The 20,291-nt window shown below is 68.6% G+C and carries 19 protein-coding genes; 10 read left to right on the forward strand and 9 right to left on the reverse strand.

Translation table 11 applies throughout. The features are described from left to right. Positions 1 to 31: 31 nt before the first annotated feature. The 9 genes from BLT25_RS10955 to BLT25_RS10995 all read left to right on the forward strand — a co-directional run bounded on the left by BLT25_RS10955 (position 32) and on the right by BLT25_RS10995 (position 8,238). Positions 32 to 535, forward strand: a complete 504-nt coding sequence (locus tag BLT25_RS10955; protein ID WP_143033715.1) for a DNA-binding protein — start codon at positions 32 to 34, stop codon at positions 533 to 535. A 35-nt stretch (positions 536 to 570) separates the two neighbouring features. Continuing rightward, positions 571 to 1,173 carry a DNA-3-methyladenine glycosylase I gene (locus tag BLT25_RS10960; protein WP_091045468.1) on the forward strand — a complete coding sequence of 201 codons (603 nt, stop codon included), beginning with the start codon at positions 571 to 573 and terminating at the stop codon, positions 1,171 to 1,173. 114 nt (positions 1,174 to 1,287) lie between these two features. Beyond that, entirely contained in the window at positions 1,288 to 2,319 is a 1,032-nt protein-coding gene (locus BLT25_RS10965; RefSeq protein WP_091045470.1) for an iron-siderophore ABC transporter substrate-binding protein, read from the forward strand. Beyond that, complete coding sequence (locus BLT25_RS10970; RefSeq protein WP_256328544.1) at positions 2,316 to 3,347, forward strand: FecCD family ABC transporter permease; 1,032 nt, start codon at positions 2,316 to 2,318, stop codon at positions 3,345 to 3,347. The genes BLT25_RS10965 and BLT25_RS10970 overlap by 4 nt, the downstream gene beginning before the upstream one ends. Continuing rightward, positions 3,344 to 4,372: a FecCD family ABC transporter permease gene (locus BLT25_RS10975; protein WP_091045472.1), complete on the forward strand. Its 1,029-nt coding sequence runs from the start codon at positions 3,344 to 3,346 to the stop codon at positions 4,370 to 4,372. Before BLT25_RS10970 ends, BLT25_RS10975 begins: the two co-directional genes overlap by 4 nt. A gap of 16 nt (positions 4,373 to 4,388) precedes the next feature. Then, the gene (locus tag BLT25_RS10980) at positions 4,389 to 5,204 is read left to right on the forward strand and encodes an ABC transporter ATP-binding protein (RefSeq protein ID WP_256328545.1); all 816 of its coding nucleotides are present in this window, start codon (positions 4,389 to 4,391) and stop codon (positions 5,202 to 5,204) included. 1 nt (position 5,205) lies between these two features. After that, positions 5,206 to 6,132: a siderophore-interacting protein gene (locus BLT25_RS10985; RefSeq protein WP_091045478.1), complete on the forward strand. Its 927-nt coding sequence runs from the start codon at positions 5,206 to 5,208 to the stop codon at positions 6,130 to 6,132. A gap of 83 nt (positions 6,133 to 6,215) precedes the next feature. Next, positions 6,216 to 7,946, forward strand: a complete 1,731-nt coding sequence (locus tag BLT25_RS10990) for a sodium:solute symporter family protein (protein ID WP_176883834.1) — start codon at positions 6,216 to 6,218, stop codon at positions 7,944 to 7,946. Positions 7,947 to 7,956: 10 nt separating this feature from the next. Beyond that, on the forward strand, positions 7,957 to 8,238 hold the full coding sequence (locus BLT25_RS10995; protein WP_091045484.1) for a hypothetical protein: 282 nt from the start codon (positions 7,957 to 7,959) through the stop codon (positions 8,236 to 8,238). A 15-nt stretch (positions 8,239 to 8,253) separates the two neighbouring features. Here BLT25_RS10995 and BLT25_RS11000 read toward each other — a convergent pair whose 3' ends face one another. The 8 genes from BLT25_RS11000 to BLT25_RS30380 form a co-directional block, all read right to left on the reverse strand. Continuing rightward, positions 8,254 to 9,015: a DUF4097 family beta strand repeat-containing protein gene (locus tag BLT25_RS11000; protein WP_091045486.1), complete on the reverse strand. Its 762-nt coding sequence runs from the start codon at positions 9,013 to 9,015 to the stop codon at positions 8,254 to 8,256. A 74-nt stretch (positions 9,016 to 9,089) separates the two neighbouring features. Next, positions 9,090 to 9,671 (reverse strand): toxin-antitoxin system HicB family antitoxin, encoded by a 582-nt coding sequence (locus BLT25_RS11005; RefSeq protein WP_091045489.1) that lies wholly within the window; start codon positions 9,669 to 9,671, stop codon positions 9,090 to 9,092. A 170-nt stretch (positions 9,672 to 9,841) separates the two neighbouring features. Beyond that, on the reverse strand, positions 9,842 to 13,294 hold the full coding sequence (locus tag BLT25_RS11010) for a (Fe-S)-binding protein (RefSeq protein ID WP_091045491.1): 3,453 nt from the start codon (positions 13,292 to 13,294) through the stop codon (positions 9,842 to 9,844). Positions 13,295 to 13,477: 183 nt separating this feature from the next. Further along, positions 13,478 to 14,761 carry a choice-of-anchor P family protein gene (locus tag BLT25_RS11015; protein ID WP_091045494.1) on the reverse strand — a complete coding sequence of 428 codons (1,284 nt, stop codon included), beginning with the start codon at positions 14,759 to 14,761 and terminating at the stop codon, positions 13,478 to 13,480. A 263-nt stretch (positions 14,762 to 15,024) separates the two neighbouring features. After that, positions 15,025 to 15,990, reverse strand: coding sequence for a hypothetical protein (locus BLT25_RS11020; protein WP_091045498.1), 966 nt, complete (start codon positions 15,988 to 15,990; stop codon positions 15,025 to 15,027). 252 nt (positions 15,991 to 16,242) lie between these two features. Further along, complete coding sequence (locus tag BLT25_RS11025) at positions 16,243 to 17,121, reverse strand: HpcH/HpaI aldolase/citrate lyase family protein (RefSeq protein ID WP_091045501.1); 879 nt, start codon at positions 17,119 to 17,121, stop codon at positions 16,243 to 16,245. 1 nt (position 17,122) lies between these two features. Continuing rightward, positions 17,123 to 18,190 carry an HpcH/HpaI aldolase/citrate lyase family protein gene (locus BLT25_RS11030; protein ID WP_091046255.1) on the reverse strand — a complete coding sequence of 356 codons (1,068 nt, stop codon included), beginning with the start codon at positions 18,188 to 18,190 and terminating at the stop codon, positions 17,123 to 17,125. A 57-nt stretch (positions 18,191 to 18,247) separates the two neighbouring features. Next, entirely contained in the window at positions 18,248 to 18,382 is a 135-nt protein-coding gene (locus tag BLT25_RS30380) for a hypothetical protein (RefSeq protein WP_256328546.1), read from the reverse strand. A 70-nt stretch (positions 18,383 to 18,452) separates the two neighbouring features. Here BLT25_RS30380 and BLT25_RS11035 point away from each other — a divergent pair, with 70 nt between their 5' ends. Then, on the forward strand, positions 18,453 to 19,460 hold the full coding sequence (locus tag BLT25_RS11035; RefSeq protein ID WP_091045504.1) for a GlxA family transcriptional regulator: 1,008 nt from the start codon (positions 18,453 to 18,455) through the stop codon (positions 19,458 to 19,460). A gap of 267 nt (positions 19,461 to 19,727) precedes the next feature. Here BLT25_RS11035 and BLT25_RS11040 read toward each other — a convergent pair whose 3' ends face one another. Beyond that, positions 19,728 to 20,267 (reverse strand): DnaJ family domain-containing protein, encoded by a 540-nt coding sequence (locus BLT25_RS11040; protein WP_091045506.1) that lies wholly within the window; start codon positions 20,265 to 20,267, stop codon positions 19,728 to 19,730. Between the last annotated feature and the right edge of the window lie 24 nt (positions 20,268 to 20,291).

Raw genomic sequence — 20,291 nt, forward strand, 5'->3', positions numbered from 1 at the left:
AACTTCTTGTCTACGTGTGTAGATTGCGCGTATGGGCGTCGAGGAGAACATCCAGCAGCAGCGCGAGCTGTACGGTGAGCCGCTCGGCGACCTGGTCCGCCGTGCGACCGCTCCGCTGGGTCTCACCCAGGCGACGACCGCCAAGGTGCTCGGGCTGAGCCCGGCGATGCTGTCGCACCTGATGACCGGGCAGCGGGTCAAGATCGCCAACCCGATCGCGCTCGGGCGCCTGCACGCCCTGATCGACCTCGGGGCCGGCGCCGGCGACCTCACCACCTCCCAGATCAACGAGCGCCTCGACGAGATCCGCGAGCTCTCTTCCGAGCTGACCACCGGCGCCCGCGTCGTCGCGGTCGAGGGCGGCGCGGCTGTGCGGGGTGTCCTTCGTGCCGTCGCCTCCGGCCGCGAGCTCCAGCAGGCCGCCGACGCCCTCCGCGACGTCGCCCCCGGTCTGGCAGAGGTGCTCCGGATCTACGGTTCCGGGACCGACGACGAGATCCGCGCGCACTTCGCCTCGATCCGCGATCTCCTCTGAAGGGGCTGTCGGTGGTCGCGGCTAGGGTCGGGTGGATGAGTGAAGCACCATTCCTGGCCCCTGACGGCCAGACGCGTTGCGCATGGGCCGGCGGGGCGCCGGAGTTCTTGGGCTACCACGACACCGAGTGGGGATTCCCGGGCGGAGGAGACGTACGGCTCTTCGAGAAGATCTGCTTGGAGGGGTTCCAGAGCGGGCTGTCCTGGCGCACGATCCTCAACAAGCGGCCCGCGTTCCGCGAGGTCTTCGCCGACTTCGACTTCCACAAGATGGCCGAGTTCGACGAGGGCGACGTCGAGCGTCTCCTGCAGGACGCCAGGATCATCCGCCACCGCGGCAAGATCGAGGCGGCGATCAACAACGCCCGCCGCGCGGTCGAGCTCGTCGAGGAGCAGGGGTCGCTGGCTGCGTACGTCTGGGGGTTCGAGCCCGAGCCGTTGACGATTCCCGAGGTGGTGGCCACCTCGCCTGCCTCGGTCAGCCTCTCCAAGGACCTCAAGAAGCGGGGCTGGAAGTTCGTCGGGCCGACGACGATGTACGCGTTCATGCAGTCGATGGGGGTCGTCAACGACCACTCGCTGGACTGCGTGATCCGGGATCGGGTCGAGGCCGAGCGGGCGGCGTTCGTCAGGCCCTGACCGGCCCTGACCCGGCTGCGGGACCTGCCCAAAACCCGGGGGCCGATACCTCGTTGAAAGGGTAATGTGTTTAGGCTGTCCTAACTAAGCATTGCCTAACCCGAGGTGGTCCACGTGATCCGTCGTCCCGTACTCATCGCAGTGAGCACCGCGCTCGCTGTCTCCGGCCTGGCTGCCTGCAGCACGGGCTCTACCGACTCCGCCGACTCCGGCCAGGAGTCCACCTCGAAGGCCGACTCGGGCGCCTTCCCGGTGACCATCGAGCACGCCTTCGGCGAGACCAAGATCGAGGAGGAGCCGAAGCGCATCTCCGTCGTCGGTGTCAACGACGCCGACATGCTCCTCTCCCTGGGCGTCGTGCCGGTCAGCATCCCCAAGGTGACCTGGGGCGGTGACGAGGACGGCACCACGCCTTGGTTCGACGAGAAGCTCGAGGAGCTCGACGCAGACATGCCGGCGATCCTCGACCAGACCGACGCCATCCCGGTCGACGAGGTCGCCAAGCAGACCCCCGACCTGATCCTGGCGACCTACTCGGGCATCACCGAGGAGGAGTACAAGAAGCTCTCCGAGATCGCGCCGGTCGTGGCCTACCCGGACCAGCCGTGGGCGACCGCGTGGGAGGACTCCCTCGACATGGTTGGCAAGGCCACCGGCCGCAACGAGCTGGCCGACGAGGTCGAGGCCGACACCCAGAAGCTCTACGAGGACGTCAAGAAGGACACCCCGGAGATCCAGGGCAAGACCTTCATCTGGGCCGCGCTCGCCACCGCCGACCTCTCCCAGATTCCCTTCTACACGACCGAGGACGCTCGCCCGGACTTCCTGTCCGACCTGGGTATGGAGAACGCGCCGGTCGTCGTGGAGAACACCAAGAAGGGTGAGTTCTACGCGCAGGTCTCCGCGGAGAAGGCCAGCGAGCTCGACTCCGACTTCCTGTTCACCTACGCGGTGGAGGACACGGACGCCGAGACGTACGCCAACGACAAGCTGGTCGGCCAGGTCCCCGCGATCAAGGCCGGTCACATGTGGGCCTCGACCGACAACGTCGCCTCGCTCGCCGCGGGCACCCCGACGCCGCTGTCGGTGCCCTACGCCATCGATGAGTTCGTCCCGGGCATCGTCAAGGCTCTCGAGGGTCAGTGACCCTCACGACGACGCTCGACCGAGCCCCGGCCGCGGATCCCCGCGGCCGGGGTCGGTCGTCGATGCTGCGGGTGGTGATCCTGCTCGCCGGTGTTCTCCTGGTCGCCGTGGTCGCCTCGATGCTGATCGGCGCGAAGCTCGTCTCCCCGCTCGATCTGTGGCGTGATGGCAGCGTCGGCCAGGGCATCTTGGAGACCCGGATGCCGCGCACCGTCCTCGGGCTGATGGCCGGCGCCGCGCTGGCGCTCTCGGGCGCCTGTCTGCAGGGCCTCACCCGCAACCCGCTGGCCGACCCGGGACTCCTCGGGCTCAACTCCGGTGCCACGTTCGCGATGGTGCTGGCGGTCTCGGTCTTCGGCATCGGGTCGCTCAACGCGTACCTCTGGTTCGGCTTCGCCGGCGCCGCGATCGCCGCGATTCTCGTGCACACGGTCGCCTCCTTCGGCTCCGGCGGCGCGACCCCGGCCAAGCTCGTCCTCGCTGGTGCAGCGCTCGCAGCCGGCGTCACCTCGTGGACCACCGCCGTCCTGCTCACCGACAAGGCCACCTTCGACGTGATCCGGCTCTGGCAGGTCGGCACCATCGGTGGCCGCGGCTGGGACATGGTCCTGACGGGCCTGCCGTTCCTGGCCGTCGGCGCGCTGCTGACCCTGGCGGGCGCCCGCACCCTCGACACGCTTGCTCTCGGCGACGACCTCGCGCGCGGGCTCGGACGGCGCACCGGCATCGACCGCGCCGTCATCGGCCTCGGTGTCGTGCTCCTCACCGGCACCGCCACCGCGCTGTGCGGGCCGATCGGCTTCATCGGCCTGATCGTCCCCCACATGGTCCGGGTCATGGTCGGCTCGGCCTACACCCGCGTGCTCCCTCTCTCGGCGGGCTTCGGCGCCGCCCTCACCCTCTTGGCGGACGTGGTCGGCCGGGTCATCTGGCCGCCCTCGGAGATCCAGGTCGGCGTGATGGCGGCCGTCGTCGGCGTACCCGTCTTCGTCTTCTTCCTGCGCCGCGGACGGATGGCCGGACTATGACCGTGCAGTCGATCAACCCCACCGCCGTCGTACGCAACGCCCGGCGCATCCCGCAGCGGCGGCTCGCCCTGGTGACCGGTGGCCTGAGCGCCGCCCTGTTCGGGCTGTTCACGCTCCGTGTGCTCGGCGGCGACTACATCATCACGCTGCCGGACTTCTTCCGGATCCTCGGCGGGGAGGAGATCCCCGGCGCGACCTTCATCCTGATGGAGTCGAAGCTGCCGCGGGCGGTCCTGGGCGTGATGGCCGGAATCGCCTTCGGCACCGCCGGCGCGATCTTCCAGTCGACCCTGCGCAATCCGCTCGCCAGCCCCGACATGCTCGGCATCTCGATCGGGGCGAGCGCGTCGGCGGTCTTCGCGATCGTGGTCCTCTCGCTGAACGGCTCGGCGCTCTCGCTCGCCGGGATCATCGGTGCGGTGCTCACCGCCGTCGCGATCCGGCTGGTGGCCGGCAGCGACGGTGGATACCGGCTGGTGCTCGTCGGGGTCACCGCTGCCGCCGGTCTGGTCGCCGTGATCCAGTACCTCTTCACCCGCGCCAACGAGTACGACGCCCAGCTCGCGCTGCGCTGGATGACCGGCAGCCTCAACTCGGCCTCCTGGCCGACGATCAGGATCCTGCTCGTCGCCCTGGTGATCCTGCTCCCGCTGGTCGCTTGGACGGTGAAGTCGCAGCGGGTGCTCGAGCTCGGTCCCGACGTCGCCAACGCGCTCGGTGTCACCCACCGCTACGCCGACCTGCTGCTCCTCCTCGCCGTGCTGCTGTGCGCGCTGGCGGTCGCCGCGACCGGCCCGGTCGCGTTCGTCGCGTTCGTCGCCGGGCCGATCGCCCGGGTCCTCAACGGCGGGCGTACGACGATCCTCGGCGCCGCGCTGGTCGGCGCGGTCGTGGTGGTCGGAGCCGACTACGTCGCGGCCTATGGATTCCCCGGCACCAACCTCCCGGTCGGTGTCGTCACCGGTGCGTTCGGGGCGCCGTTCCTGTTGTGGTTGCTCGCCAGCGGGCGGGCTGGAAGGCGATGACATGAAAGAGGCCCAGATGAGACTCGCTGCGGAGAGTGTGAGCCTCGGCTACGGCGGCGACCCGATCGTCGACGAGGTCTCCCTGGAGATCCCCGACGGTCTGACCACCGTGATCGTGGGCGCCAACGGCTGCGGGAAGTCGACCCTGCTGCGCGGGATGGCCCGGCTGCTCCGCCCCATCTCGGGGCAGGTGGTCCTCGACGGCAAGGCGGTCCACAAGCAGCCGACCCGGGCCGTCGCCAAGACGCTCGGCCTGATGCCCCAGTCGCCGATCGCGCCCGAGGGGATCACGGTCGTCGACCTGGTCGGCCGCGGTCGTCAGCCCCACCGCGGTGCGCTGCAGCGCTGGTCGCCCGAGGACGATGCGGCTGTCGCCGAGGCGCTCGAGCTGACCAACACGCTCGACCTCGCCGACCGGATCGTCGACGAGCTCTCCGGTGGCCAGCGGCAGCGGGTCTGGGTGGCGATGGCGCTCGCCCAGCAGACCGACCTGCTGCTCCTCGACGAGCCGACCACGTTCCTCGACGTCGCCCATCAGATCGACCTCCTCGACCTGCTCCACGGGCTGCGCTCGTCGCGAGGCACCACCGTCGTGATGGTGCTCCACGACCTCAACCTGGCCGCCCGCTACGCCGACCACCTGATCGCCATGAGCGGCGGCAGGATCGCCGCCACCGGCGACCCCGCCGAGGTGGTCACCGCCGAGTCGGTCGAGAAGGTCTTCGGCCTGGAGGCCCAGGTCATCTCGGACCCCGTCTCGGGCACACCGCTGGTCGTCCCCATCGGACGCCACCACCGCCCCGCCGCTCACCCCCACGCACAAGGAGCCTGACATGCCCATCCTCGCCCGCGTCTCGGTGCGCTCCGTGGAGCGCCTCTCCCCGTCCTTCGCCCGGATCGAGCTGGCCGGCGACGACCTGGCCGACTTCGGCAACGACGGCCCGAGCCTCGATCAGCGCATCAAGCTCCTCTTCCCAGCGGTTCCCGGTGTGCTGCCGGAGCTGTCGGGGGAGAACTGGTACGCCGAATGGCTCGCCCTCCCCGAGGACGAGCGCCCGCGGATGCGCACCTACACGATCCGCTCGGTCGAGGGCGAAGGCATCGAAAAGCGTCTGTACGTCGACTTCGTGCTGCACCCCGGTGCGCACGGTCCCGGCTCCGACTGGGCCGGCGCGGCCGAGCCGGGCGACGAGATCCTGGTCGCCGGACCCAAGCTCGGCGAGCCCTACGGCGGGATCGAGTGGCTTCCTGGTGACGCCACCCGGCTGCTTCTGGTCGGGGACGAGACGGCCGTCCCGGCGATCGTCTCGATCCTCGAGTCGCTGCCGGCGGACGCCACCGGATCGGCCTTCCTGGAGGTGCCGGCAGCTGATGACGTACAGGATGTGGTTGCGCCTGAGGGGTTGGAGGTCAGCTGGCTCCCGCGCGAGGGCGCGCCCGTGGGCGGTCCGGCCCTGGCCGCCGTCGGTGGACTGCTCGGCTTCGAGGCGACGCCCGAGGACGTGACCTCGGTCGAGGTCGAGGACCCGGACCTGTGGGAGACCCCGGACTACTCGTCCTCCGGCGAGGAGGTCTCAGCGCCCGCGAACGGCTCCACGAACGGCTCCACGACCGGCGAGGACGGGCGCTACGCCTGGATCGCCGGGGAGTCCCGGATGGTCACCGCACTGCGCCGTCACCTGGTCAACGAGCTCGAGATGCCGCGCAAGCAGGTGGCCTTCATGGGCTACTGGCGAGAAGGCGTGTCGATGAAGGGGTGACCCAGCGCGGTTTTGTCTGTTTGACGTGGTTAGGTTGACGTACTCAATCAACCTAGAAGGGTCGTGGAATGCAAGGAAGCATCCTGGCCGCGGACACCCTGATCCAGGCCAATGCAGTTGATTACCTTCTGATCGCCATCTACTTCGCGTTCGTTCTCGGCATCGGCTTCCTGGCCAGCCGCGGCATGTCGAGCTCGGTGGACTTCTTCCTCTCGGGCAGGTCCCTGCCCGCGTGGGTCACCGGTCTCGCCTTCATCTCGGCAAACCTCGGCGCGGTCGAGATCATGGGGATGTCGGCAACTGGCGCGCAGGTCGGGCTGCCCACCGTCCATTACTTCTGGATCGGTGCAGTTCCAGCCATGCTGTTCCTGGGCGTCGTGATGATGCCCTTCTACTACGGCTCGAAGGTGCGCTCGGTCCCCGAGTTCATGAAGCGCCGTTTCGGCACCGGCGCCCATCTCGTCAACGCGCTCTCGTTCGCGGTGGCGCAGCTGCTCATCGCCGGCATCAACCTCTACCTGCTCGGCGCCATCGTGCACGCGCTGCTCGGCTGGCCGTTGTGGGTGGCGCTGATCGTGGCCGCCGTGATCGTGCTGTCCTACATCACCCTCGGTGGTCTGAAGGCCGCGATCTACAACGAGGTCCTGCAGTTCTTCGTGATCGTCGCCGGACTGTTGCCGCTGACCATCCTGGGTCTCCACCGGGTGGGCGGCTGGGACGGTCTGACCTCTCAGATCGAGAAGGCCGCGGCCGCCAACCCCGACACCATCGCGCCCGCCGCCGACCAGCTCAACTCCTGGCCCGGTGCCGCCCTGACCGGCTTCTCCTCCGACTTCCTCTCGGTCGTCGGCATCGTGTTCGGTCTCGGCTTCGTGCTCTCCTTCGGCTACTGGACGACCAACTTCGTCGAGGTCCAGCGAGCGATGGCCGCCGACTCGATCAGCGCGGCCCGCAAGACGCCGATCATCGGTTCGTTCCCGAAGATGTTCATCCCGTTCATCACCATCGTCCCGGGCATGATCGCCGCGGTCCTGGTCACCGAGATCGCGCGTACGAAGGCAGGGGAGTCGATCCCCGGTGGTGCCTCAGGTGAAGGGGTGACCTACAACGACTCGCTGCTCTACCTGATGGCAGAGGTGTTGCCCAACGGTCTGCTCGGCCTGGCGATCACCGGTCTGCTGGCGGCGTTCATGGCCGGTATGGCGGCCAACGTCTCCGCGTTCAACACGGTGGTGTCCTTCGACATCGTCCAGGAGTACATCATCAAGGACCGCCCGGACGACTTCTACGTGAAGCTCGGCCGCTGGGCGACCGTCGCGGCGACGGCCATCGCGATCTTCACCGCTGTCCTGGCGTCCAGCTTCTCCAACATCATGGACTACCTGCAGACGCTGTTCGGGTTCTTCAACGCTCCGCTGTTCGCCACGTTCATCCTGGGTATGTTCTGGAAGCGGATGACCGCGACCGCCGGTTGGGCGGGCCTCGTCTCCGGCACCTTGGCGGCGGTGGGCGTCGGCATCCTGGCCGACGGCACGCTCGGCGGACTCTCCGTCGGTGTCCTGCCTCTGTCCGGTCAGGGGGCGTCGTTCGTGGCCGCCGGTGTGGCCTTCGGCGTCGACATCGTCGTCAGCGTGATCGTCTCGCTGGTGACCAAGCCGAAGCCGGAAGGCTCCCTGAAGGGTCTGGTCTACTCGGAGACACCGAGGGAGGACCTGGTGGACCCCGAGGACGCAGGTCGTCCGTGGTGGCAGCGCCCGGTGCCTCTGGCGGGTGTCTCTCTGGTCATGGTCACCATCCTGAACGCGATCTTCTGAGGAGACTGAGATGCCTAGCGAATCGAACCCGGCCAAGACCAACAAGGGGCTGCTCGGCACGCTGCTGTCGCTCTTCGACATCCGCAACGTGATCGGGTCCCTGCTCACGGTCTACGGCGTCATCCTGCTGCTGATGGGCCTTTTCGGTGACCCCGAGGTCGACAAGACCGGCGGGCCCAACGCCAACCTCTGGGCGGGCATCGCCCTGCTCGTCGTCGGGGGCGCCTTCATCGCCTGGGGGGTGCTCCGGCCGGTCGTGCCGGACGCGCCGCACCCCACCAAGGAGAAGTAGCCCTCCTCGTCGGGCTCAGAGCCCGACGAGGGTGATGTCACCACTCACGGTGGTGGTGCGGAGCTCGACGTAGGGCTCACCCGCGGCCGGTGCGCCAGTGCTCTCGACAGTGCTGGTGCACCGGCCGGTCACCGTGTTGACGTCGGTCCAGACCGGGGTGCCGTTCGGGATCCCGATGCGTACGTCGGAGGAGGCTCCCTTCACCGAGATCCGGCCCGCGCTGACCGAGTGGATCGCGAAGTCGCCGGCGCCGGTCGAGTGGCTCACGTCGCCCTCGACCTCGTCGATCTCCACCGCGCCGGAGCCGGTCTTGGTGTGCAGGTCGTGGGCCGTACCGATCCGGATGTCGCCGGAGCCGGACTTGATCGAGGCGCGCCCGTCGAGGGTGTCCGCCTCGATGTCCCCCGAGCCCGACTCGACCTGGAACTCCTCGACGACCCGGTCGATCCGAATGTCGCCCGAGCCGGTCTGGAGCCACGCTGCCCGGAGGACGCCCTGGGTGGCGATGTCGGCGGTACCGGTGCGGGCTCGCAGCTGGCTGCGGACGGGGACCGTCACGCTGATGTCGTAGCGCCGCGAGCGGTTGAACGGGCCCTTGTGCGGGTCGATGATGTTGATCGTGTCGCCGCTCTGCTCGACGACCAGACTCTCGGCGTCATCGCCGTCGACCTCGACGACGGTCTCATCGGTATCGGTCGCCTGGACCTCGAGATTGCCCTTGCCGAACTCGACGAACAGCTTGGCGGGGGCGGTGGACATGAAGGTGTACGTGCTCATGATGGTGCTCCTCAGGGTGTGCTGATCTACCGGACCGGCCGGGCGGCCGTCCGTGGTCGTGTCTCGAGCTCAGGTCAGAGCCAGCCGGTCATCCGGCGGTCGGACCTGCCGCGGTTGCTCCCGCGGAACGGATCGAAGCTGTTCATCGCCTCGCTGACGATGTGTGGGATCGCGGAGAGGTCGACGTCGACGTTGACCGCGTTCTCGCGGGTCGCCGCGCGCACCGCGCCGATGAGCCAGGTGTTGAGCGACTGGCCGGCCTCGGCCGCGGCCTCCTCGGCCTTCGCCTTGAGCGACTCCGGGATGCGGAGGGTGACCCGGGCGAGGGCGTCGTCGCCCTCCGGCTCCGGCGGGGCCGGGGGAGCGGGCGGTGTCGGGGGCGTCGGAGGCGTCGGAGGAACCGGCTCGGCGAGCTCGGGAAGCGTCACCCCGAACTCGAGGTCGCGCCCTCGCAGACGTACGTCCACGTTGCCCGCAGGCAGCTCTGCCGTGATCTCCGCGGCTGCCTGGCTCACCGCCTCCATCACCGCCAGGCGAGCAGCCGGGTCGAGTGCGTAGGTGAGCCGCTCCGCGGTCTCCCTGGCCTCCGGCCCCGATGCCTCGGCCGCGGCCAGCAGATCCCGGCGCAGGCTGTCGATGTACGGCGTGATGTCCATACGCACCACTATGACATCACGATGACGTCAACACAACCCCAATCTGACACCAGGTGATGTCAGCCCCGTGCCGAGACGTCAGCCAGGTCGGCCGAAACGTCAAGCGCGCCGGTCGAGATGGCACCGTGGTGCCATCTCGACCGACGCGCGTGACGCCTCGGCGTGCTGGGTCAGAGGTCGAAGAGCGACCCTGCCTCGTGGATGTCGACGTCCGTACGCGGAGTGTGGGTCTCTCCGCTCGCGGCCGGGGCCGGCTTCGGCTCCGGTGCGGGCGCCTCGGCGGCCGGCTCGGGCTCCGGTTCGGGCTCCGGCTCGACGGCCGGCGCCTCCGCCTCGACGGTGACGTCCTCGACCGGCGCCTCGTCGACCACGGTCTCCGTGGCGGTCTCGGCCACCGGCGCGACCTCGGCAGGGGCGGCGGGAGCCGCGGCGGCGACCGTGCCCTCGGGGGCCTCGATGTCGAAGAGCGAGCCGAGGCTGTCGAAGTCGACGTCGGTCTTCGGCTCCGAGGTGACTCCCGAACCTGCGACCGGAGCAACAGGCTCCGCGGGTGCGGGTGCAGCAGGTGCGGCCGGAGCCTCCGTCGCGGCCTCGGGAGCCTTGGCCGGGGCGGGGGTCGGCTCGGGCGTGCTGGCCGGGATGTCGAAGAGCGAACCACCTGCGCTGAGGTCGATGCTCGGCTCTTCTGCGGCCGGAGCGGCAGCCGGAGCAGCGGCAGGTGCCTCAGGCTCGGCGGCAGCGGGCGCGGCCTTCGCCTCAGGGGCGGGTGCGGCCTCCTCGGCGGGTGCGGCCGGGATGTCGAAGAGCGAGCCGCCTCCGCCCAGGTCGACAGCAGGCTCCGCGGCCGGTGCCGGGGCAGGTGCTGCCGGAGCAGCAGGCGCTGCCTCCTCCTGTGCAGGTACGTCGAAGAGCGACCCACCAGCCCCGAGATCGGCCACAGGCTCCTCAGCGGGCTTGTCGGCGGGCTTGTCGGCCGGCACGTCGAACAGCGAGCCGCTCGACGCCGGAGTCTCCTCGGCGGGCGCCTCCGCGGGCGTGTCGAAGAGCGACCCACCGCCGTCGAACAGTGAGCCACCGGAGGCCGGCTTCTCGGGCTCGGCGGCAGGCGCGGGGGTGTCGAAGAGCGAGCTACCACCCGACGTACCTCCCGATGCCGGCTCGGCCGGGGCAGGGGTGTCGAAGAGCGAGGACGCGTCGGCCGGAGCCTTCTCGGTCGTCTCCGCGGTCTCGGCGGGGGAGTCGAAGAGCGACGAGCCAGCGGCAGCGGTGGCGGCACCGGCGGCGGCACCGGCGGCGGCTGCACCGGCAGCCGGAGCGGCCTCCTCGACGGCCGGCGCAGCCTTGGCGGCGGCACCGACCTTCGCGCCCTCACCCGGGGCCATCTTGGTCGCCTGCTCGCCCTTCACGGACGCGAGCAGCATCTGCGCGACGTCGAGCACCTCGACCTCTTCGCGCGCGGCCCCGTTGGCCTGGGCCTTGGTCAGACCGTCGGAGAGCATGACGCGGCAGAACGGGCAGCCGACGGCGATCTGGTCGGCGCCGGTGGCGACGGCCTCGTCGGTGCGGTTCTCGTTGATCCGCGACCCGATCTTCTCCTCCATCCACATCCGGGCACCACCGGCACCACAGCAGAAGGAGCGCTCGGAGTTGCGGGGCATCTCCTTGTACTCCGCACCCGGCATGATCTGCAGCAGCTCGCGCGGCGGCTCGTAGACGCCGTTGTGGCGACCGATGTAGCACGGGTCGTGGTAGGTGATCGAGCGCTTGTGGGCGCCGGCGCCGTCCGCGACCGGGGTCAGCTTGCCCTCGCGCACGAGGCGGTTGAGCAGCTGGGTGTGGTGGACGACCTCGAGCTCGATGCCGAACTCCTTGTACTCGTTCTTCAACGTGTTGAAGCAGTGAGCACAGGTGGTGACGGCCTTCTTGACCTTGAACTCCTTGAACGTCTCGACGTTCTGCTGAGCCAGGCCCTGGAAGACGAACTCGTTGCCGGCGCGGCGGGCGGAGTCGCCGGTGCAGGTCTCGCCGTTGCCGAGTACGCCGAAGGAGACCCCGGCCATATCGAGCAGCTCGGCCACGGCGCGGGTCGTCTTCTTGGCGCGGTCCTCGTAGGCGCCGGCACAGCCGACCCAGAACAGCCAGTCGACCTCCTCCAGCGACTCGATGTCCTTGCCGACCTCCTTGACGTCGAAGGGCAGGTCCTTGGCCCAGTCCATGCGCGCGTTGGCGTTCATGTTCCAGGGGTTGCCCTTGCCCTCGAGGCCCTTGAAGAGACCGTTGAGCTCTGAGGGGAAGTTGGACTCGACGAGCACCTGGTAGCGGCGCATGTCCATGATGTGGTCGACGTGCTCGATGTCGACGGGGCACTGCTGGACACAGGCGCCGCAGGACGTGCAGGACCAGAGGACGTCCTCGTCGATGACGAAGCCGCCGTCCTCCGGGTTGTAGAACCAGTCGAGGACCTCGGCGTTGCTCTCGGCACCTTCCGGGGCGCCGTCGGCCTTGCCGATCAGCGGCTTCTCCTTGAGATCGCCGTCAGCGGCGGCGGCGTACGCGTGCTCACGCAGGCCCATCATCAGCAGCTTGGGCGAGAGCGGCTTCTCGGTGTTCCAGGCGGGGCACTGCGACTGGCAGCGACCACACTCGGTGCAGGTGGTGAAGTCGAGGATGCCCTTCCAGGAGAAGTCCTGGATCGAGCCGACGCCCAAGATGGCGTCCTCGGGGATCCGGTCCTCCTCGACGTCCTCGAGGGTGACGGGCTTGCCGTCGATGAGCATCGGCTTGATCGCGCCGAGCGCGGTGCCGAGCGGGCGTGCGCCGTCGACAGCAGACGTACGCGACGCCGGCTCGCGCTTGAACCAGATGTTGAACCAGGCGGTGAAGCGGTGCCAGGCGACACCCATCGTCAGGTTGGACGAGATCACCATCAGCCAGATCAGCGCGGAGAGGATCTTGAAGGTCGCGATGAGGTAGATGATGTTCTCCAGCGTCCCGATCGACTCGGCGCCGGTCGGGTAGAGCGCACCGAAGAACTGAGAGATCGGGAAGTGGAAGCCGGTCGCGTGCTCAGCGTGCTCGCCGCCGTGCGCCAGCGCCAGGTTGTACTCCGCGCCGCGGATGAACAGGATCGCGATCGACTCGAGCAGCACCATCGCCTCGACGAAGAAGGCCTGCCACATGACCGACCCGTAGAACCGCGTCCCGCGGCCCATCTTCCTCGGCTGGTGCAGCAGCCGGTAGATGATCAGCGGGATGATGCCCAGCGCACCGAGCAGGCCGAGACCCTCGGCCACCCACTCGTAGAGGAAGAACTTCCCGATGACGGGGATCGTCCAGTCGGCGGAGAAGAGCTGGAAGTACGCCGAGCCGACCGCGGTCGAGAGCACGATGAACGCCGCGAAGGCGAACCAGTGCAGGACGCCGACCCAGGTCCACTGCAACATCCGCGTGTGGAGGACGGTCTCTTTCAGCATCGTCAGTGTGCGGGCCAGCGGCTGGTCGACGCGGCTGATCGGCGTACCGATCTTGATGACCGCGAGCATCGACCTGACCGCCTTGGTGGTCATATAGACGGCGACCACCGTGGTCGCGAGACACACGACGATGGTGATGATCTGCAACATGCCTAGGCGCTCCTCATCAGGGGGCAGGACTGCCGGAATAAGCCGAGCCTAGTTCTTGCGGTCGGCTCCGTCAGGGTAAGGGTAGGCTGATACTACCCATGAGTAACTTCACAACGTGGAAACGGCCCGCGACCTGGTCAGGTCGCGGGCCGTTTCTTAGGACTGCCTCAGTGGATCAAGGCATCACGCGTTGGAGTTCACCTTGAACTTGGCGTGACCGATGTTGACAACGGTCTTGGTGCCCTCGGTCGCGTCGAGGAGCGTCAGCCGCAGGGCGACGACCTCGATCAGGTTCTTGCTGCGCTCGACGACGACGTTGGTCTCGATCTTGGCCAGGCCGGGGATGTCGACGCGGGAGAGCGCCGACCCGAGCTGGGCGAGGGAGACCTTCTGGTCGTTGATGAAGATGTCGCCGAACTTGGTGCCCGAGGTGGACGTCGAGGCGCCCTTGCCCTTGACGAACTTCGCGTTCGCCTGGGCGCGGATGGCCTCGATGCGGATCGCGCCGTCGCCGATGTTGACGCCGGCGACCTCGGCGAAGGTGTAGCCCTCAGCCGTGGTCTTGGTCTGGTTCGAACGCTGACCGCTCGTGAGACCCTTCACGTCCACGACGCTGCCGGCCTCGCCCAGCGGAACGCCGGCGATGGACTTGGTCTTCAGCTTGCCCTTGGTGCCGGCGCACGACGCGTTGGTCAGCGGGTTCTTGCCGACCTGGACGGCGCCGCCGAGAGCGGTGGCGTCGATCGCGTCGGAGAAACCGCGGAAGGTCGCGGAGTAGGCCTGGCCGTTGATCTCGGCGCGGGAGCGACCGACGATGACCTCGGAGTCGGTGCCGTGGAGCTTGATCCAGATGCCGTTGGCGTAAGCCTCGGCGCCGTCGGCGTTGGTCTTCTCGACGGTGTTGCCCAGACCGATGGTGGCAATGCCCGGGATGACGAGCGGCTTGTCACGGCCGGGGATCGGAAGGTCGATCTTCTGGCCGGGGCCGGCCGGGTCGAGAACGACGTGAGCGATCTTGGCCTTGGAGTCGGCCTTGTAAGCCTTCCCGTCCCACCAGGCCTGGGACACCGAGCTGAGGCCCTCGACGGTGACCGTGCCCAGCGGGCTCTTGTCGAGCACGACGTCGGCGATCTTGTGCTCGGAGATCGACTTGACCGTCGAGCCGGACTTGATGGTGCGCTGGCGGGTGGTGGTGCCGCCGATCTTGCCGAGACCGGGCACCTTGGCGCCCGCGGTGTTGTTGTCGACGTCGTAGCCAGCCTTACGGGTGCACCCGATGGTCTGGTATCCGAGGTCTCCCGAGTTGGCCGGGATGTTTCCACCGGTCACGCGGCTGCCGAAGCCGCTGGCGAACAGCCCGAACGAGGTGTTCGTCAGCGCGGCCTGTGAGGGCGCCGGCACAACCAGAACTGCGCCGACGACGGCGGCAGCGGCTGCGGACAGCGCGAACGTACGGATGCTTCGCATTGTTGGTTGGACTCCGATTCTGCGGTGGGGATCCCCCAAGATCCCCGCAACGGGGCCGTGCCACCTGCCAGATCCGGGGGAACCTGGCGCACTCCCGAGTTAAGGGGTGGCACATCGGGCAAACGAGAGAAAACCACGGAAGTTATCGGGACGGAGGTCCTATTTCTAGATGGCCCTTCTTTGTCATGGGTAACCCACCCGGGCATACGCAAAACGGGCCGTGACCTCGGAAAGGTCACGGCCCGCTCTGAAACGGCTGCTGACTAGGGCGTCAGGTCGATCTGAATCCCGGTGAGACCGTCGATGACGCCCGTCACCGTGTCGAGTACCGGGGCCACCACGTTCTTGCCCAGCGACGGCTGAGTCGGCGCAGGGGTCGGCTCGGGCTCCGGCTCGGGTTGCGGAGTCGGTTCCGGTGCCGGCTCCGGAGCTGGTTCGGGAGCCGGTGCCGGGTCCCTGTCCGACAAGGTGTCCCCTTCGAGCGGGGTGGAGACGGTTCCGCTGGAGGAGTGGGCGCCACCGTAGGCCTCGGCGGTGGAGGGCGCGTCGTAGTCACCGTTGGAGTGCTTGCCGCCAGAGGTGTTCGGAGCCGCGGGGGAGAACGGGGAGGTCTTCTCCGGCGCGATCACGCCGGGGGCGTCGATGACCTTCTGGTCGGCGAGGTCGACCACGGGTACGGCGTCGTACTGGCCGGCGTGGGCCTTGACCTGCTGGGTCTCGACGTCCGGGTCGACGTTGGCCTGGGCGAAGGCGCCGATGCCGGCCGAGGCGATCGCCATCGCCGCGAGCGGCAGCAGCACGGCCTTCTTGTTGCGGGCGCGGACCTTCGGAATCCGGTGCTCCTCGACCACGCCGTTCCGGGTCGGCACCTGCGCGGCGGCGTACGACGGCATCGCCGGATTGGCGAACATCACCGGGCCGGCAGGATGGAACTGCTGTGCCGTGTAGGGGCTCGGCTGGTAGGCGTACTGCGGCAGCTGGGTGTGCGGCGTCGGGCGCTGGTAGGTGGCCTGTGGCCGCTGGGAGTGGCCGGCGTCGGGGTGTCGCAGGACGAGCGCCGTGCCGGGCTGCGGCTGCGGTGCGTACGGCGTGTGATGCGGTCGCACTCGCTGCGCGGCCGGGTTCGTCTTGGGATTGGTGAACCAGGACTCGTCCGCCGGCGACAACCCCTCGAGAGCGCGGCGGGCGATCTCGAGGGGTTCGGGCGCGGTGTCGTCCGTGGGGAGCATCGGTGTGGCGGGGTGTCGAGCCGGCGTGGGTGGGACGTTCGAGTGGTCCCCCGTCGCGGGCCGACGATTCGCTTCAGTCATCTGACGCTGTCTCCTGAGCGCTTAGCGAGTGTCGGTTGTGTCGCGCAGCACGTAACGGAACCAGAATCTCGACCGCTTGTCACCTTCTTCTCAGAAAAAAGTTACTGACGAGCCCAAACGGGGGTAGCAAGTAACGGAGAAGATACGGGCAGGGGTATATCCCGATGTGGATTACAACGCTGCGATGGCCTCGGCGATGCTCAGCGTGCGCCGCGCGGACTCGACGTGGAGGTTCTCCACCATCTTGCCGTTGTAGGTGACCACGCCGCCGTCGCTCGCCTCCCAGGTCTCGATGAGACCCTTGGCGTCGGCCACCGCCTGCTCGCTGGGTGCGAATCCTGTGTTGGCGCCCTCGACCTGAGCGGGGTGGATCAGGGTCTTGCCGTCGAACCCGAAGATCCGGCCCTGCTCGACCTCGGCCGCGTAGCCCTCGGCGTCCTTCACGTTGTTGTAGACACCGTCGAGGATGACCTTGCCGCTCGCGCGTGCGGCGAGCACGGCCAGCTGGAGGCTGGTGACCAGGTTGGCGCGGGCGGGGACGTGGTCGACGTACAGCTCCTTGACCAGGTCGTTCGTGCCCATGACGAGCACCGTCAGCCGCTCGGAGGCGGAGGCGATCTCCTCGGCGTGGAGGATGGCGTACGGGCTCTCGATCATCGCCCAGAGCTTGGTCTGCTCCGGGACGCCGGCTTTCTCGAAGGCCGCGACGAGCTCGTGCACCTGCTGGGCGCTGTTGACCTTGGGGACCACGATCGCGTCGGGTCCTGCCTTGGCGGCAGCGGCCAGGTCGTCGGCGTGCCACTCGGTGTCCGCGCCGTTGATGCGGATGGTGAGGTACTTGTTGCCGTACTCGCCCGACGTCACGGCTGCGGCCGCGTTCTCGCGTGCCTCCGGCTTGGCGTCGGGGGCGACGGCGTCCTCGAGGTCGAGGATCAGCGCGTCGGCGGTGATCGTCTTGGCCTTCTCGAGGGCCCGTGTGTTGGAGCTCGGCATGTAGAGGACCGAGCGGAGGGGGCGGCTGTGCTCGATTTCTTGGGTTGCGTCAGTCATTTCAGTCCACCTCGATGGCGTCGTAGAGCTCCTTGAGCTTCGGGTCGATCGCGGCGAGCTCCTCGGCGAGGTCGACGAGGACCAGGCACTGCTTCAGCGAGGCGTCGTCCTCCATCTTGCCGTCGAGCATGACCGCGCCGGTGCCGTCGCCCATGGCGGCGACCACGCGACGGGCGTGCTTGATGTCCTCGACGCTGGGCGAGAAGACGCGGTTGGCGATCTCGATCTGCTTGGGGTGCAGGCTCCAGGTGCCGACGCAGCCGAGCAGGAACGCGTTGCGGAACTGGTCCTCGGCCGCCACGACGTCGGTGATGTCGCCGAACGGGCCGTAGTAGGGGTAGATCCCCGCCGCGGCGCAGGCGTCGACCATCTTTGCGATCGTGTAGTGCCACAGGTCCTGCTGGAAGACCGTGCGGTTGCCGTGGATGTCTCCGTCTACCGGGTCCTGGCGGACCAGGTAGCCCGGGTGGCCGCCACCGACGCGGGTGGTCTTCATCTTGCGGTCGGCCGCGAGGTCGGCCGGGCCGAGGCTGATGCCCTGCATGCGCGGGGAGGCGAGCGCGATCTCCTCGACGTTGGCCACGCCGCGCGCGGTCTCGAGGATGGCGTGGATGAGGATCGGCTTCTGTACGCCGCCCTTGGCCTCGAGCTGCGCGAGCAGTCGGTCCACGTAGTGGATGTCCTCGGGGCCCTGCACCTTCGGCACCATCACGACGTCGAGCTTGTCGCCGATCTCGCTGACCAGGGTGACCAGGTCGTCGAGCACCCACGGGGAGTCGAGGCTGTTGATCCGGGTCCAGAGCTGGGTCTTCCCGAAATCGGTGCCCTTCGCGATCTCGACCAGGCCTTCGCGCGCGGCGACCTTGTTGTCGGCCTTGACGGCGTCCTCCAGGTTGCCGAGGAGGACGTCGACGGTGCCGACCATGGCGGGCACCTTGGCCGCCATCTTCGGGTTCGACGGGTCGAAGAAGTGGATCGCGCGACTCGGCCGTGCCGGGACCTCCCGCGGCGGTGCGGGGGCGCCCACCGCCAACGGCGCGAAGAAGTCCTTGGGGCTCTTGTGACTCATGCCGGTCACCCTAACGGCCAGGAGTTACCGGTCGGTAGGCGTCTCGGGTTGTAACGATCACGACCGGCGTCGGGAGGGATGGTCCTTCGGAACCTGGGCGCCGTGACGGATCCGGGCGCCGGCGTCGAAGCCGGCGAGGACGGAGCGGACGGTGGTGCGGATCTTGCTGGGGTTCTTCCTGTACTTCGTCATGACTCCATCGTGCTCGCGCGGAGCCCGCTGGAGGAGTGGCAGGATTGACTTAGAGTGATAGATTCTTGCCATGTCCGCGAAGCCGTCCATCGCCATCCCGATCGTCGACGGGATGACCCTGTTCGAGATCGGGATGCCGCTCGAGGCGCTCGGCTACGACTGGGACCACGACGCCAGCCCGCTCTACGACGTGACGCTGTGCGGCGACCTGCGTGGGGTGCGCGTCCACGGTGGGCCGCGGCTGACGCCGCAGCGGCCGATGACCGCGCTGGCCGAGGCCGCAACGGTGCTGGTGCCGGCGATCCGGCCGGGTGAGCCGATCAGTTCGACGCTGGTCCGGGAGCTACGCCGTGCCGCAGCCGGCGGCGCCCGGATGGTCTCGCTGTGCACCGGTGCCTTCGCCCTGGCCGAGGCCGGGCTGCTCGACGGTCGCCGAGCCACGACCCACTGGCGGTGGGCGGAGCTGTTCCGACGTACGTTTCCGCGGGTCGACCTCGACCCGCGGGCGATCTACGTCGACGACGGCGTGCTGACGAGCGCGGGCTCGGCCGCCGGGCTGGACCTGTGCCTCCACCTGATCCGCACCGACCACGGCCAGCATGCCGCCAACACCATCGCCCGCAACCTGGTCATCGCCTCGCACCGTGACGGTGACCAGGCGCAGTACGTCGCGGCGGATCCGCTCACCGAGCAGGCCCACTGGCTCGACGAGCTGCGCGCCTGGCTCCGGGCCAACCTGCACGAGGACGTCACCCTCGAGCGCCTGGCGTCGGCTGCCGCGGTCTCGCCGCGTACCCTCGCCAGGCGCTTCGAGCGCGACCTCGCCACCACCCCGATGCGCTGGGTCTCCGCCGAGCGCATCGCGGTCGCCAAGACCCTCCTGGAGACCACCGATCTGCCGATCGACCGGATCAGCCACGAGGCCGGCTACTACTCGCCGGTGACCTTCCGGGCCTCGTTCACTTCGGAGGTCGGTGTGACTCCTGGGCGGTATCGGATGCGGTTTTCTCGGCGCGAGGTCGGTGGTCGGGGTTTGGTGCGGAGATGTGAGTTGGGTACGGGCTTTGGAGTCGGCTGATGGCTTCGCTGGTGTGGGCGAGCGGGGCAGTTGGTGGAAGGAAAATTCCTTTCGCCGCGTGAGCCGTGTCTGCCGAGGTGTGGGTTCTGCTGGTGGAAGGAATTTTCTTTCCGCTGGAGGAGTCCTTGCTTGGTGGGGCGAACGAATTTTCGTTCGCCTGTAGAAGCCTTCCCTTCGCCTGGAGCGGTTTCCCGCGGCCACACGCGGCCCAAGACCAGCCACAAGTAACGGTCGCTGACCGCACTCTTTCACCGGCCCGGCGACCGCTCAGCGCCGCCACCAACGTCGTCTCCGGGGAGGCTGCTCCCGACGTACGTTCTTGGCCGCCTCCACCCGGGCGGCGCGGCGCTCGCGCCAGGCATCGAGGGTGGCGTCGAGGTCGCGGGGCATGGTGATCAGCGGTGGTCCCTCGGGGGCGCCGTAGCGGGCCGCGATGACCCGCTCGTTGAACTCCTCGACGATCCTACGGGCGCCGTCCTCGGTGGTCTGGGTGTCGAGGAGGCCGTCGAGCTCGGCGTCGTCCTTGCGGAGCTGTACCGACCGGGGAAGCACGACGATCTGCTCGCGCTCGACGAGCTGCTTGACCCACCAGTCGGGGTCGTGGTCGCGGTCGAGGTTCTTGATCGGCTTGCCGGCGCCGGGCAGGTTATCGAACTCGCCGCGCTGGATCGACTGCTGCACCTGGAGGTCGACCCACTTGGCCTGGTCCTGGATCCGGGCCGCGGCTGCCGCCTTGCTTGCCGCGTCGGAGAGAGGGGGCGCCTCCATCTCCGGGCGCTCCTCGGGTCGGTCCTCGCTCGTGGGCATGTGATCACCTCCAGCGCGGGAAAG

The sequence above is a fragment of the Nocardioides sp. YR527 genome (assembly GCF_900101045.1).
Classification (GTDB): Bacteria; Actinomycetota; Actinomycetes; order Propionibacteriales; family Nocardioidaceae; genus Nocardioides.

What these genes read in the sequence shown, in the direction of transcription:
- BLT25_RS10955 (WP_143033715.1), top strand. Translation starts at nt 32, where the DNA reads ATGGGCGTCGAGGAGAACATCCAGCAGCAGCGCGAGCTGTACGGTGAG.
- BLT25_RS10960 (WP_091045468.1), top strand. Translation starts at nt 571, where the DNA reads ATGAGTGAAGCACCATTCCTGGCCCCTGACGGCCAGACGCGTTGCGCA.
- BLT25_RS10975 (WP_091045472.1), top strand. Translation starts at nt 3,344, where the DNA reads ATGACCGTGCAGTCGATCAACCCCACCGCCGTCGTACGCAACGCCCGG.
- BLT25_RS10980 (WP_256328545.1), top strand. Translation starts at nt 4,389, where the DNA reads ATGAGACTCGCTGCGGAGAGTGTGAGCCTCGGCTACGGCGGCGACCCG.
- BLT25_RS10985 (WP_091045478.1), top strand. Translation starts at nt 5,206, where the DNA reads ATGCCCATCCTCGCCCGCGTCTCGGTGCGCTCCGTGGAGCGCCTCTCC.
- BLT25_RS10995 (WP_091045484.1), top strand. Translation starts at nt 7,957, where the DNA reads ATGCCTAGCGAATCGAACCCGGCCAAGACCAACAAGGGGCTGCTCGGC.
- BLT25_RS11000 (WP_091045486.1), bottom strand. Translation starts at nt 9,015, where the DNA reads ATGAGCACGTACACCTTCATGTCCACCGCCCCCGCCAAGCTGTTCGTC.
- BLT25_RS11005 (WP_091045489.1), bottom strand. Translation starts at nt 9,671, where the DNA reads ATGGACATCACGCCGTACATCGACAGCCTGCGCCGGGATCTGCTGGCC.
- BLT25_RS11010 (WP_091045491.1), bottom strand. Translation starts at nt 13,294, where the DNA reads ATGTTGCAGATCATCACCATCGTCGTGTGTCTCGCGACCACGGTGGTC.
- BLT25_RS11015 (WP_091045494.1), bottom strand. Translation starts at nt 14,761, where the DNA reads ATGCGAAGCATCCGTACGTTCGCGCTGTCCGCAGCCGCTGCCGCCGTC.
- BLT25_RS11020 (WP_091045498.1), bottom strand. Translation starts at nt 15,990, where the DNA reads ATGCTCCCCACGGACGACACCGCGCCCGAACCCCTCGAGATCGCCCGC.
- BLT25_RS11025 (WP_091045501.1), bottom strand. Translation starts at nt 17,121, where the DNA reads ATGACTGACGCAACCCAAGAAATCGAGCACAGCCGCCCCCTCCGCTCG.
- BLT25_RS11030 (WP_091046255.1), bottom strand. Translation starts at nt 18,190, where the DNA reads ATGAGTCACAAGAGCCCCAAGGACTTCTTCGCGCCGTTGGCGGTGGGC.
- BLT25_RS30380 (WP_256328546.1), bottom strand. Translation starts at nt 18,382, where the DNA reads ATGACGAAGTACAGGAAGAACCCCAGCAAGATCCGCACCACCGTCCGC.
- BLT25_RS11035 (WP_091045504.1), top strand. Translation starts at nt 18,453, where the DNA reads ATGTCCGCGAAGCCGTCCATCGCCATCCCGATCGTCGACGGGATGACC.
- BLT25_RS11040 (WP_091045506.1), bottom strand. Translation starts at nt 20,267, where the DNA reads ATGCCCACGAGCGAGGACCGACCCGAGGAGCGCCCGGAGATGGAGGCG.